The 13,351-nt window shown below is 49.1% G+C and carries 13 protein-coding genes; 8 read left to right on the forward strand and 5 right to left on the reverse strand.

Annotated features, from left to right (window positions below; genetic code table 11):
- Positions 1-3: 3 nt before the first annotated feature.
- From ACXAGC_RS06355 to ACXAGC_RS06365, 3 genes are all read right to left on the reverse strand, one after another.
- Positions 4-420, reverse strand: coding sequence for a hypothetical protein (locus ACXAGC_RS06355; RefSeq protein WP_474843391.1), 417 nt, complete (start codon positions 418-420; stop codon positions 4-6).
- A complete protein-coding gene (locus tag ACXAGC_RS06360; RefSeq protein WP_474843393.1) occupies positions 420-1,622 on the reverse strand; it encodes a hypothetical protein in 1,203 nt (400 codons plus the stop codon). The genes ACXAGC_RS06355 and ACXAGC_RS06360 overlap by 1 nt, the downstream gene beginning before the upstream one ends.
- A gap of 72 nt (positions 1,623-1,694) precedes the next feature.
- The gene (locus ACXAGC_RS06365; RefSeq protein WP_474843395.1) at positions 1,695-2,735 is read right to left on the reverse strand and encodes a PLP-dependent cysteine synthase family protein; all 1,041 of its coding nucleotides are present in this window, start codon (positions 2,733-2,735) and stop codon (positions 1,695-1,697) included.
- A gap of 249 nt (positions 2,736-2,984) precedes the next feature.
- On the opposite strand from ACXAGC_RS06365, the gene ACXAGC_RS06370 reads away from it, so the two are divergent.
- A complete protein-coding gene (locus tag ACXAGC_RS06370) occupies positions 2,985-3,227 on the forward strand; it encodes a TIGR03643 family protein (protein ID WP_474843397.1) in 243 nt (80 codons plus the stop codon).
- 81 nt (positions 3,228-3,308) lie between these two features.
- On the opposite strand, the gene ACXAGC_RS06375 is transcribed toward ACXAGC_RS06370, so the two are convergent.
- On the reverse strand, positions 3,309-4,046 hold the full coding sequence (locus tag ACXAGC_RS06375; protein WP_474843399.1) for a 3-keto-disaccharide hydrolase: 738 nt from the start codon (positions 4,044-4,046) through the stop codon (positions 3,309-3,311).
- A 242-nt stretch (positions 4,047-4,288) separates the two neighbouring features.
- Here ACXAGC_RS06375 and ACXAGC_RS06380 point away from each other — a divergent pair, with 242 nt between their 5' ends.
- On the forward strand, positions 4,289-5,443 hold the full coding sequence (locus ACXAGC_RS06380; RefSeq protein ID WP_474843401.1) for a DUF547 domain-containing protein: 1,155 nt from the start codon (positions 4,289-4,291) through the stop codon (positions 5,441-5,443).
- An 81-nt stretch (positions 5,444-5,524) separates the two neighbouring features.
- Here ACXAGC_RS06380 and asd read toward each other — a convergent pair whose 3' ends face one another.
- Positions 5,525-6,646 (reverse strand): aspartate-semialdehyde dehydrogenase, encoded by a 1,122-nt coding sequence (gene asd, locus ACXAGC_RS06385; protein WP_474843403.1) that lies wholly within the window; start codon positions 6,644-6,646, stop codon positions 5,525-5,527.
- A gap of 374 nt (positions 6,647-7,020) precedes the next feature.
- Here asd and nhaC point away from each other — a divergent pair, with 374 nt between their 5' ends.
- From nhaC to cyoD, 6 genes are all read left to right on the forward strand, one after another.
- Complete coding sequence (gene nhaC / locus ACXAGC_RS06390) at positions 7,021-8,442, forward strand: Na+/H+ antiporter NhaC (protein WP_474843405.1); 1,422 nt, start codon at positions 7,021-7,023, stop codon at positions 8,440-8,442.
- Positions 8,443-8,850: 408 nt separating this feature from the next.
- A complete protein-coding gene (locus ACXAGC_RS06395) occupies positions 8,851-9,261 on the forward strand; it encodes a hypothetical protein (RefSeq protein WP_119502468.1) in 411 nt (136 codons plus the stop codon).
- A gap of 181 nt (positions 9,262-9,442) precedes the next feature.
- The gene (gene cyoA, locus ACXAGC_RS06400) at positions 9,443-10,381 is read left to right on the forward strand and encodes a ubiquinol oxidase subunit II (RefSeq protein ID WP_474843407.1); all 939 of its coding nucleotides are present in this window, start codon (positions 9,443-9,445) and stop codon (positions 10,379-10,381) included.
- Positions 10,382-10,383: 2 nt separating this feature from the next.
- Positions 10,384-12,372 carry a cytochrome o ubiquinol oxidase subunit I gene (gene cyoB / locus ACXAGC_RS06405; protein WP_474820489.1) on the forward strand — a complete coding sequence of 663 codons (1,989 nt, stop codon included), beginning with the start codon at positions 10,384-10,386 and terminating at the stop codon, positions 12,370-12,372.
- Positions 12,369-12,971 carry a cytochrome o ubiquinol oxidase subunit III gene (gene cyoC, locus ACXAGC_RS06410; RefSeq protein WP_119502470.1) on the forward strand — a complete coding sequence of 201 codons (603 nt, stop codon included), beginning with the start codon at positions 12,369-12,371 and terminating at the stop codon, positions 12,969-12,971. The genes cyoB and cyoC overlap by 4 nt, the downstream gene beginning before the upstream one ends.
- Positions 12,971-13,309 carry a cytochrome o ubiquinol oxidase subunit IV gene (cyoD, locus tag ACXAGC_RS06415; RefSeq protein WP_070126334.1) on the forward strand — a complete coding sequence of 113 codons (339 nt, stop codon included), beginning with the start codon at positions 12,971-12,973 and terminating at the stop codon, positions 13,307-13,309. The genes cyoC and cyoD overlap by 1 nt, the downstream gene beginning before the upstream one ends.
- Positions 13,310-13,351: the final 42 nt, after the last annotated feature.

Here is a 13,351-nt window from a genome sequence, read left to right on the forward strand (position 1 = left end):
CTTTCAGCCCGAGGTGTACAGCACTGTCAGTGTTTCCGGCAGCGTCACATCTGCAGGGAGATAGCCCACACTGCCCTGATTTTCCAGTAAGTATTCCATCATGGCGTCCACAGATTGCACCTGAACCGGCGCCTTATTTCTGCCGCTGAACCGCATTTGCGCCCAGTATGACTGAATGCGTGACTCTGTGAGGCCCACAATACGTGCGTTAAAGATAAGCCTGGTTTGCGCGCCGGGGACAAGTGTTACCGGTTCAAGCCCGGACGAAGCTCCGCCCATAAACAGATTGCGCACTTCATGCTTTTCCATGGTGCCTGCCGGCTCTGCAAGATTTGCTACCACAATAATCTCATCACTGGCTTTTGCAGGCTGTGACGACATTAACAGCGCAAGGGTGAGAGTAAGATTCATCAACTTCATCAGAATACCCACTCCAGTCCGAACTGGTACAACACGGCCTGACGGTCAAAGTTTTCGGAGCCCGCTTTTAACTCGAACAAAGAGGTTTTACCGGGCTCACCGTCTAAAAACGTTACTTCCGCTTTCAGTGCCATGCCCGGGCGGAAGTCCCACCGCCCGGTCAGGGTAACAGAATCCAGCACATCGGTGGGAAATCTGGCCTGCAGTTGCTCCACGCCGTAGTAGAGCATATCAAGCTGAGGATCCAGACCAACGGGGATAGTGTTGTTCAGTTCCCCGAGGATCTGATTGGATTTGGCGTAGGTCACTAGTAACTGGTAATCACCGAAATAACGTCCCAGCGTGACATAGTAGTTTTCGATACCGGCCAGAATATTAATGGTGGATTCCACGTCTACATATTCTGCAGACATAAACCAGTCCAGGCTGTCGTAGCTTATTCCCACAAGGTAGGCATCCACCTGTCCCGTTAATGAAAAATAATCAGCTAAATCATCAAATCCGGTGGCTTTCAGTCCGCCGGTCAATTCTCCCAGACCGGCAATATCCGCTTCCACATCGGCAGAAATAAACGTGGCACCGCGCAGTTGCCAGCCCCGGTAACTGATTTCGGCGATACCGCCGTAAATCTCTTTCACCTCAATGTGAAAGCTCTCCCCGCTGGCTTCAATGTCATCAGAAAAAGAGCCGTAGTATCCTTCCAGCCCTATATAGACATCGTCAATGTTGAACTGATAGCGAGCGTTCCCTCCTTCGTAGCGGGGAAAGAACAGATAGCTGCCGTACAACTGTCGGGGAGGAGATATCCAGGGATAGGCGTATCCCACGTCAAATACGTCAGAATACTGGAGATACGGTGTACGCAACCGGCCTGCTTTAAATTGCCAGTTTGCGTTGGGTTCATAGCTTAAGTAGAGCCATTCCAGCCCGGAGCCGCGACTTTCATCACTGTGCAGAAGCACCTGCCCGGAGACCGATACCGTGCCGGTCAGTGCATAATCAGCCTGTAAGCCCAGCAATGACTTCTCTGAGAAACTGACTTTATTCTCATAGCCTTCAAAGTAAGCCTGATCAGTATCCAGATAGCCGGCCACCACGCGGGCGAACCCTGAAAATTCCACGGGGAAGTCGTCACTGGCATTATTGCAGGGTGAGAACAACAATGCGGCAGTGAAGACAACTGTTAAACCTGACTGTTTCAACCTGTGAGATCACTTTATCCAAACTCATACCTGTTTTGAGTATTATTCAAAGTGTCATTTTTACCAGCCGGTTTATGCAAATTTTTGCAACTGCTCAGTGTAAACGCTGATGTCCCCGAACATTTTCTCTACCCACTGCAGATTGTGGTAAGTATCAAGATAACGCTCACCACTGTCACACATCAATGTAACGATAGACCCCTGCTCTCCCCGGGATTGCATTCCTTCAGCCACCTGCAATGCGCCCCACAAATTAGTACCGGTTGAGGCGCCGGCGCGGATCCCGGCAATATCTGCCAGCCAGTGAATGGTGGCAATACTGGCTTTGTCTTCCACCTTCAGCATTTTGTCGATGACATCCGGCTGAAAGGACGCTTCTACTTTGGGCCTTCCTATACCTTCAATGGCACTCCCCCGCTGACTGGTTAACGTGCGGTCTCCGGACTGATAGCTGTCGTAAAACACGGAATGCTCAGGATCCACAACAACCAGCTCTGTCGCCAGCCCCTTATAACGGATATAACGGCCAATCGTCGCTGAGGTACCGCCGGTACCGGCGCTCATGACCACGGTGTGGGGCACGCTGTGAGGTTCAGCCGACATCTGGCCGAAAATACTTTCAGCAATGTTGTTATTGCCCCGCCAGTCTGTGGCCCGCTCAGCAAACATGAACTGATCCATAAAATAGCCGTCACACTCCTGCGCCAGCCGGACGGCTTCATCGTGCATATGGGTGGGACATTCCACAAAATGACAACGCCCGCCGAAACGGGTGATCAGGTTAATTTTGCTTTGTGCCGTGCTGCGGGGCATTACCGCGATAAACGGAATACCCAGCATACGGGCAAAATATGCTTCAGATACAGCTGTGCTGCCGGAGGATGCTTCAACGATAGTCGTGTTTTCACCAATCTTGCCGTTGCACAGGGCATAGAGAAATAAGGAACGGGCCAGACGATGCTTTAAGCTACCGGTGGGATGGGTACTCTCATCTTTCAGATAGATATCAATACCCTTCAGATTAAGCCCTTCGAGCTTAATAAGGTGCGTATCAGCGGAGCGCTGAAAATCCGCATTAATTTTCCTGATCGCCTCTGCAACCCAGTTTTTCATAGTGAGGTCCGTTTTTTGTTTGTATGAAGTCAGTATAAAAGCATCAGCAGGGAATCTTCCCGCATTTTTTGGCTGCAAGTCCGGCGAAAGAGAAAAATAATTGCAGACTATGAACTTAAAAGAGAATAAAAATGCAAAGAGATACTCTCTTTGCTGAGCCAGACATTAAATATCATTAAACCATACCGCAGACTTGTTCTGTACTGCCTGATCTCCGCTATGCTACCTGCCCGTAAAAGAGGAGCTTGTATGACACCGGCAGAATTGTCCCGCGTAGTAGAAATGGCGTGGGAAGACAGAACCCCGTTTGAAGCAATAGAGAAACTCTACGGACTCAATGAGTCCGCAGTAATAAAGCTCATGCGAAAGGAGATGAAACCATCATCCTTTCGCATGTGGCGGAAACGTATGCAGGGAAGACAAACTAAACATCTGAAGTTACGTCATCCCGGCATTGAGCGCGCTTACTGCCCGACACAGTACAAACGCTGACGGCTCTCAAAGCGTTACGGGCTCTAAACAGGCTGCCGCCTGAGCGCAGGAAGCCCTTTTCTCCGCTTCGTTGTAGCCAGCTTACAATTCTTTTATTTTGATATTCCGGAAAGCAACGGGTGATGTCCATTCCTGCAGCACGATGTGCCCTTTGGTAGCCTTGCCGAAATCAGCAAAGCTTTTAAAGTTGGACTGAGATACCCAGTCTTTCCATTCTTGACTGCCAAGGTCAACTTTCGCGGTTAAATTGCCATTCAGGTAAAAGGCCACTTCACCGTTATTTTGCTTGATAACCGACTGATTCCACTGCCCCTGCTCATGCACTGAAGTTTGTGTAAGCTGTGCGGAATAACCATACAGGCACCCCGGATTTTTCGCCGGCTTTTTATTATCGATATGTTCAGGACCCAGAAGCTGATATTCAGGTCCGGTTTGCCAGGCAAGCTGATTTTCCGGGTTTTCCTGAACATTAATGAACACACCGCTGTTACCATCTACGGTTGTTTTCCATTCGAAGGCCAGTTCATAGTTTTCAAATTCAGCATCTGATGTCAGGTCGCCATGCTGAACACCGCTGGTACGCAGATCGACAGTGATAGTGCCGTCCTGCACTATCCATGAAGGCTTAGCATCAGGATGTTGAAATAAGTGCCATCCATCCAGTGTCTTGCCGTCAAACAGCAACTTCCAACCCTCTTTGACTTCAGTTGTGGTCAGCACATTTTGCTGAGATGAAGATGTAGCAGCCATTGAACCGGCACTAAAGGCTGACAATGCACACACTGCCAGCAGCAATTTCTTATGTTGGTTGATTTTCACAGACCATCCTTAACAATATTCCCGGGGTTTACAGATAAGTGTGTCCCTAATCTGCTGAATGACACATTACAGTAACATCTTTGTTACTTCCATCGGCTCCCGGCCTTTTTCTTCCGGTGTCATACTCAGTGCGGCAGACTTCCGCACATGCCTGGCATAACCGGCTCTCCCTATTTGCTTTCCTTTGTCCCGGGGCGTATAAAAGACAGTACATAAAGCGTTCAAACAAAAGGATTATTGTGATGAAGAATGCCTGTTGCCTGTGCTTTGCATTCCTGTTTTTCAGCCTGCTGAGTTACGCCGGAGAAGCCGGTGTACCCGAGGTGTTCAGAGGCCATGCAAAAGACAACAAGCTTTATCTGCAATATGACGATCTGGACACATTTTTAAAAACATTTGTTTCCGTGACCGGCTGGTCTGAAAGGCAAAAAGCGGAGAACATAGATTCCAGAGTGGGTACGCGCCTGAAAGTACGCATTAATCCGCTGACGGTACTGGAGGGTAATAAATTCTACTTTACCGCCTTTGACAATGAACAGGTGGTTTCCACGTTGGCAGATATGCAGGCCAGTCTGATGTCTCTGCCGGATGAAATTCCTTTGCCTCTTCTCAGTGCAGATGAGCAACTGGCATACTGGCTGAATCTCTATAACTTCACCATGCTAAATGAGATTGCTAAACGCTATCCGGTCTACAGCATGAGTCGCTACCTCGATCCTGAAGAAGACAAGTATTTCCTTGATGACAAAGTCACGATAGTGGCAGGGATCCCTCTCAGCCTGAATGACATTAAAGACAAAATCCTGAAGGAAAAATATGACAGCAATCCGCTTATCCTGTATGGCCTGTTTCAGGGCAATATTGGCGGCCCCGGCATCCAGAAACGGGCATTCCGTAGTCGCGGAATATGGCGGACACTGAAGAAGTCTGCCACTGAATTTATTAATTCAAATCGTGGCACCTACTACGACGGCAAGGTTTCAGTGTTCTATGAGCGCAACCTGAACTGGTTTCATAACGATGAGGCGGCATTGAAAGCGCATATCCTGATGTATCTCGGCGGTGAAATGACTGAGGAGATCGATAAGGCAGAATCGCTGGATTTCGCCATGAAAGACTGGCAACTGGCAAGCGTAATGGGTGATCAGCGTAGTTACGGCGGGTCTGGTGCGACCAACAGTGCGGCTATGTTAGATTCAGTTGTAGTGAGCGGCAGCGCATTAGTTCCCACTCATATGATGGAGGAATGGGTTTCTAAAACGCCGGCGAGCACCCGTTTATCGCCGTCTCAACTGGCAGTACTTGATGATCTGCGTACCCGGTTCGCTGTGGCCCGGGGCTCGGTATCTGTCACCGATCTCAGCGAAGAAGAGGCGAAGTCAGACAAAGACCAGTAGCCACTGGTAAAAGGAATTCCGGACCAAACAAAAAGGGCGATGTTTTCACATCGCCCTTCCGTATTATGCTTTTTTAACGTTTCATGCGTCCAGGACAATCCGCAGCATGCGACGCAGCGGTTCAGCCGCGCCCCACAATAACTGATCACCGACAGTGAAGGCGGAAATGTATTCCGGCCCCATTGTCAGTTTACGGATACGACCTACAGGAATCGATAAAGTACCGGTTACTTTTGCCGGCGTCAGTTCCTGCATGGTGATCTCACGGTCATTCGGGATCACTTTCACCCAGTCATTGTGCTTCGCCAGTAAACCTTCGATTTCCTCGACACTCAGGTCTTTTTTCAGCTTCAGAGTAATGGCCTGGCTGTGACAGCGCATTGCACCAACACGAACACATAATCCGTCTACCGGTACCGGTGAGTCCTGAGTACCCAGGATCTTGTTGGCTTCAGCCTGCGCTTTCCATTCTTCACGGCTTTGACCTGACGGCAGTTGTGTGTCGATATACGGGATAAGGCTGCCGGCCAGTGGCACACCGAACTGATCTGTCGGGTTTTCATCAGAGCGGATAAATTCAGCGACCTGACGGTCGATGTCGAGAATAGCTGTTGACGGGTCGTCTACCAACGCTTTCACATTACCGTACACAGCGCCCATCTGACTGAGCAATTCACGCATGTGCTTTGCACCGGAACCGGAGGCCGCCTGATAAGTCATAGGCGATGCCCACTCAACCAGATCGGCTTCAAACAAACCACCCAGCGCCATCAGCATGAGCGATACTGTACAGTTACCACCTACATAGGTTTTTACGCCGCCCTGCAGACCTTTATCAATTTCACCACGGTTTACCGGATCTAAAATGATCACCGCATCATCTTTCATCCGCAGTGCTGAGGCAGCATCGATCCAGTAGCCATTCCAGCCGCTTTCCCGCAGGGCCGGATAGACTTCTTTAGTGTAATCACCACCCTGACAGGTAATAATAATATCCTGCTTTGCCAGTGCTTCGATGTCATTGGCATCTTCCAGTACACCGCAATCTTTACCGGCGAAATCCGGCGCAGGTAACCCTTTTTGAGAGGTCGTGAAAAAGGTTGGCTCAATGAATGAGAAATCGTTTTCTTCCTGCATTCTTTGCATTAATACAGAGCCGACCATACCGCGCCAGCCAACTAAACCAACTTTATTTTGAGACATTCTCTGAACCCTTCTTGTGTCCTTCCCGGCGCCTGTCTGACGGCAAAACCTCTTGCGGGCTCTTTATCTTTTGCCGTTGTTCACCGGAAACCTGTTGTAAAGGCCGCAGTCTATAAAGAAAGTCACGGCTTTGCCAGCAGCATTTGTTATCAGCAATAGCTGTTTTTCATACAAGACGGGTAATTTCCGTTGAATAGTCAGTATTGCGCGATGTTGCGATTGCGCTGTGTCGTTGATTCCGATAGGGTAGAAATTAGCCAGAAGAATAATAACCTATTGATTTAGATTAACTTACCTGCCTTCTCCGGCCACTGAGATAATAAAAGAGCCCGCTTTTATCAGCAGGAATGGAACATATACAAGGATGCAGAATCATGCAAACAGTCAGACAACCTTCTCTGCTCCAGGTCGGATTACTCGCCGGCGTAATTATTCTGATGATAATTGTTATGACCCAATATACTCCGCTTCCTATTCAGCTGGCACTTCTGGGCGCCTGGTTTGCCACCCTCGGGCTGGGGAAATGGCTCGGTCGCAGTTATGAATCCATGCAAAACGGACTGCTTACCGGCATCTCTCAGGGTATGGAAGCCATTCTTGTACTCATCGCAGTGGGCGCACTGATTGGCAGCTGGATGGCCGGCGGCATTGTGCCTTCTATCATTTATTACGGTTTGTCTGTAATGACACCTCAGATATTCCTGTTCGCCGCCTTTTTTATCTGTGCGGTAACTTCCCTGGCGACCGGTACATCCTTCGGTACTATCGGTACCGCAGGCATCGCCATGATGGGGATTGGTGAAGGCTTTGGTCTGCCCGCTCCTCTTGTCGCCGGTGCTGCCATATCAGGGGCTTATGTGGGAGATAAATTGTCCCCGCTGTCTGACACAACCGTGATGACGGCCTCATTATGCAGAGTTGACCTCATCGAACATATTAAATCCATGCTTTATATCAGCGTACCTGCAATCGTGATTGCCAGTACCCTGTTTTTGTTCACCGGCATTCTCACAGGCCATCAGGGAAGTACCGGACGGGCGACAGAAGTTATGGCTGTTATAGATGCCTGGTTCACGGTCAGTCCGTTTATGATCTTGCCAGCACTGGCGGTCATCACCCTGCTAATTCTTCGTCAGCCGGCGGTTCCGGTTATCTTCTTTGGTGCTTTACTTGGGGTTGTCTGGGCCGTCTTATTTCAGCAGCAGGATGTCATACCGGCATTGGAAACGCTGTATGGCGGAAGCTACATCGAATCTGATGACAATGTTATCGCCGTGCTGCTGAACCGCGGCGGTATGGTGTCTATGCTGCCAAATATTCTGCTTATCATTCTGGCTCTGGGCATCGGCGGCCTGATGGAAGCCACCGGTGTACTGGCTACCATTACCACCTCACTGCAACGCTGGGCTGATAACGTAACAAAATTGGGTTTATCCACACTACTGGCAGGGATCATTGGCAATATATTGGGTGGCGCGGCCTATGTATCACTGATTACCGCCAGCACGATTACCGGTAAAAACTATGATGCGACGGGTACGGACCGGCGGGTACTGTCCCGTAATGCAGAATCCGGCGGAACGGTGGTGACACCGATGATTCCGTGGTCAGACGGCGGGGTATTCATGGCCACTACCCTGGGTGTGACCACAGCAGCTTACCTGCCTTATTTATGGTATCACCTGCTGGTACTTGGCATTGCTATTCTCTACAGTTTTACCGGCTGGTTTCATTTCAACAACGCCATCCGGCCCGCAAAAACCTTTACTAACGAACAAAAAACAACCGAATCGTAGTTGCAAAAATCGCAGGTTCACGCTCCTTATCTGAATATTTCCACTATTTAACTATTGTTGCGCGATTGTTAAATCCACAACAAAATCAGGGACTATCGGTAAGGGTAAAAGGAAAAAACTACGACTTTGGTCATGCGTCCATAAGACCTTAGGAGCGTTCAGGTCGGATATTGACTCATATTGTCTGAAATTGATATGGATCAACCCCGCCCCAAATGAAAACAAAATGTTAACTGCGATCACAATGCGTTTTCACGCCTGCCGGAAATCTGTTCTCAGTCTCTTTCACTTCACTTGAGTCCCCGGTGATTTTTCTCTACTCTCTGACGCCCGAAGACTAATTTCCTGTTGAAAAGTCGTTTCGAGACAATTCAGTATGACCGGTACACACGAGGACAGATAGTCAGCATGATTACCTCATTGCTCACCAACAATGCTTATGCGGTTTCTTTAAACCGTATGGCAATTGACAGCACCACGCGTGTTGGGGTGGTGCTTTGGCTGGCGACCCTCGTACTGGTATTCAATGTGTCTTTAATTATCAGCGGTATCATGGCGGACTCATCGGAGTTTGTTGGTGCCCTGCATGACAACCTTGTTGTCGAACCTCATTCCCTGGCAGTGATGCACGAAGCATTATCTGTGTTCTTCTTTTCAGCAGTCCTGCTTATCTGTTTATTGGGTATTCAGCTACAGCCCGCCCCGTTAGCGCGCGCCGGTGTAGCTGCCTCCCCGAAACCAGTTTTAATCGTTAACGACGATTACCGACAGCCGTTTGTACAACAATCTGGCAGTCGCGCACCACCTTCTGACAAGTGATTTTCTGTTGATTACAGACGTGCCTCAGGTACGTCTGTAATCAAGAGCGCGTCGCGGGTCACTCCTCTGCTGGTTCACGCCGTGTTCACTTGTTCGAAAACCTTCGATAGTCACTATCGGAATATTACGCGTGTCGTCTCTGACGGCAATAACGTTGAACCCGGGTTATAGGAAAATGCTTTTGTCTATTCGTAACCTTTCTAAATTAGCTTTTGCGTCAATCGTGCTGTTACTGGCCGGTTGTAGCGGTGGCGTACTTGATCCGAAAGGACAGGTAGGTATTGAAGAAAAGAACCTGATCATTCTGTGTACGATTCTGATGCTTATCGTTGTTATTCCGGTGATTGTACTGACGCTGTATTTCGCCTGGAAATACCGCGCGAGCCGCGACTTTGAAGTCTACACACCGAAATGGGCTCACTCTACCAAGATTGAAGCCACGGTTTGGTCTATTCCAATTCTGATCATCATTGCACTGGGCATCATTACGTGGCAATCAACCCACGCATTAGACCCTTATGCACCGCTTGAAGATAAAGGCGAGCACATGACTGTTGAAGTGGTTTCACTCAACTGGAAATGGCTGTTCATTTATCCTGAGCAAGGCATTGCAACGGTAAACGAGTTGGTGATTCCGGCTAACAAGCCAGTTTCATTCAAAATCACTTCTGAAGGCACAATGAACTCGTTCTTCATTCCTCAGTTGGGTAGCCAAATCTACTCAATGGCGGGCATGGAAACTCAGTTACACCTGATTGCTGATGAGCCGGGTACCTATAAAGGTATTTCTGCAAACTACAGCGGTGCAGGTTTCACTGGTATGAAGTTCGACACCATTGCAACGCCAACTGAAGCTGACTTTGATGCCTGGGTTCAGAAAGTGAAATCAGAAGGCGGTTCACTGACTTCTGAGAACTTTACGCAATTAGCTGAAGATAGTGAAAACCACCCTGTCACTTATTACAGCACGGTCAGCGACGGTCTGTTCCACGAAATCATCATGAAGTACATGAAAGATCATGGCTCTATGGATTTCTATGGTAAGCCAGCTAATGCCGCTACCGGTGTAAAAGCCGAAGCGATGCAGCACAAAGGCCATCACATGGGGGTTGAAGAGTAAGTATGTCTTTTTTAGGTAAATTATCTATTGAGGCTGTACCGTACCACGAGCCAATCGTAATGGTTACGCTTGGGGTAGTTGCAGTACTCGGTCTGGTGATCGCAGGTCTGATCACCAAATACAAAGCATGGGGCCCGCTGTGGCGCGACTGGATCACGTCCATCGACCACAAACGCCTGGGTATCATGTATATCCTGCTTGCACTTATCATGCTTATGCGTGGCTTTGCCGACGCCATCATGATGCGTACGCAGCTTGCTGCGGCAACAAACGGAGCAGAAGGTTATCTGCCGCCGGAACACTACGACCAAATCTTCACCGCGCACGGTGTTATCATGATCATCTTTATGGCAATGCCATTTATGGTGGGCCTGATGAACATCATCGTTCCGCTGCAGATTGGTGCTCGTGACGTTGCCTTCCCGTTCCTGAACAACCTGAGCTTCTGGCTGACTGCTGGTGGTGCAATTCTTATCAACCTGTCTTTAGGTGTGGGTGAGTTTGCGAAAACCGGTTGGGTTGCTTATCCGCCACTGGCGGGTCTGGAGTACTCTCCGGGTGTCGGGGTTGATTACTATATATGGGCCTTGCAGATATCCGGGCTCGGGACGCTCTTGACCGGGGTTAATTTCCTGGTAACAGTATTCAAGATGCGTGCGCCGGGCATGAAACTGATGCAAATGCCTATCTTCACCTGGACTTGTACTTGGGGTAACATCCTGATTGCTGCGTCATTCCCTATTTTGACTGCAGTGCTGGCGATGCTTACGCTTGACCGTTATCTTGATTTCCACTTCTTCACCAATGATTTAGGTGGGAACTCGATGATGTACATCAACCTGTTCTGGGCGTGGGGTCACCCTGAAGTATACATTCTGGTACTGCCAGCGTTCGGTATCTTCTCGGAAATCATTTCTACCTTCACTGCGAAGCGTCTGTTTGGCTATAAGTCAATGGTTTACGCGTCGGGTGCCATTGCAATCCTGGGCTTCATTGTTTGGTTACACCACTTCTTCACAATGGGTTCCAGCGCAAACGTTAACGCCTTTTTCGGTATCATGACCATGGTTATCGCCGTACCGACCGGGGTTAAACTGTTTAACTGGCTGTTCACTATGTACCGTGGCCGTCTGACTATCACAACACCTGTGCTGTGGACGTTAGGCTTCATGGTTACCTTCACCATTGGTGGTATGACAGGCGTACTGCTTGCTATCCCTGGTGCTGACTACGTACTGCACAACAGCTTGTTCCTGATTGCTCACTTCCACAACACCATCATCGGTGGTGCGGTATTCGGTTACCTGGCAGGTTTTGCTTACTGGTTCCCGAAGGCAATGGGCTTCAAACTGGATGAGAAAACCGGTAAAGCAGCATTCTGGTGCTGGCAGATTGGTTTCATGGTTGCGTTCATGCCATTGTACGTTCTGGGCTTCCTGGGAATGACCCGTCGTCTGAACCACACTGACAACCCGGACTGGAACATCTGGCTGTACATTGCTGCGGGTGGTGCATTCATCATCGCTGCAGGTATCTTCTTCCAGTTGCTGCAACTGTTCATCAGCTTTAAGAACAAAGAAGCACTTAAAGACACTACGGGTGATCCGTGGAATGGTCACACGCTGGAGTGGTCAACTGCGTCTCCGCCTCAGTACTACAACTTCGCTGTTATTCCTCACATCAAAGACATTGATGCATGGACTGACATGAAAGAACGTGGCGAAGCGTATCAGAAGCCTGAGAAATATGCCCCGATTCACATGCCTAAGAACACCTCTGCTGGTTTCTTCATGAGCATGAGCTTCACGGTAATGTGTTTTGCACTTATCTGGCACATCTGGTGGCTGGCCGCTGTTGGTTTCATCGCCGGTATCGCAGTATTCATCAAGCGCTGTTACACCAGCGACGTAGATTACTACGTACAGGTTGATGAAGTAGAGAAAATCGAAGCAGAGCATTTATCTGCTAATGCTAAAGGAGTGAACGCATGAGCTCAGTAGCTACTGATATGCATCACGATCACGACCACGAGCATCACGAGAGTAATAGCGTTTTCGGCTTCTGGGTTTACCTGATGACCGACTGTCTGTTGTTCGCCTCGTTCTTCGCAACCTACGCAGTGTTGTTCATGAACACTGCCGGTGGCGTGTCTGGTAAAGACATCTTTGAACTGGACTTCGTTGCAGTTGAAACCGCGGCACTACTGTTAAGTAGTATCACCTTCGGCTTTGCAATGATTGCAGCACACAAGCAAAACAAAGGCGGCACGCTGTTATGGCTGGCTGTGACCTGGGTTTTCGGTGCCGTGTTTATCGGTATGGAAATCTATGAATTCCATCACCTGATCGTTCACGGTAACGGCCCTGATACCAGTGCTTTCCTTACCGCGTTCTTCTCGCTGGTAGGTCTGCACGGTCTGCACGTAACTTCAGGTCTGATTTGGATGACCATCATGATCATCGAAGTGATGCGTCGTGGTCTGAAAGATCAAACTGTTACGCGCCTGAGCTGCTTAAGCCTGTTCTGGCACTTCCTGGACATCGTCTGGATTTGCGTATTCACCGTTGTTTATCTGATGGGAGCACTGTAATGAGTCAGCACGATTCTCACGCTGTTAGCCATGCAAACGACCATGGTGATGTGAAATCCTATGTGATTGGGTTTGTTCTGTCGGTCATCCTGACAGTCATCCCTTTCTGGATGGTTATGGAAGGCGACTTCTCTAAAGGCACCACTATCTGGAGTATCGTTACTTTAGGTCTGGTACAGATTTGGGTTCACCTCAAATACTTCCTGCACCTGAACTTCGTTACCGAAGATGGCCGTGCAAGCACGTTCTCGTTCCTGTTCAGTGCCCTGATTATCTTCATGGTAGTCGGTCTGTCTGTCTGGATCATTTACGAGTCTAACGCGATGATGATGTACTAGCCTCCCGGCTGGTACATTTTCTGAGCGTACGCGAGGTAAACT

It is taken from the genome of Alteromonas sp. AWJ4_197 (genome assembly GCF_056160285.1).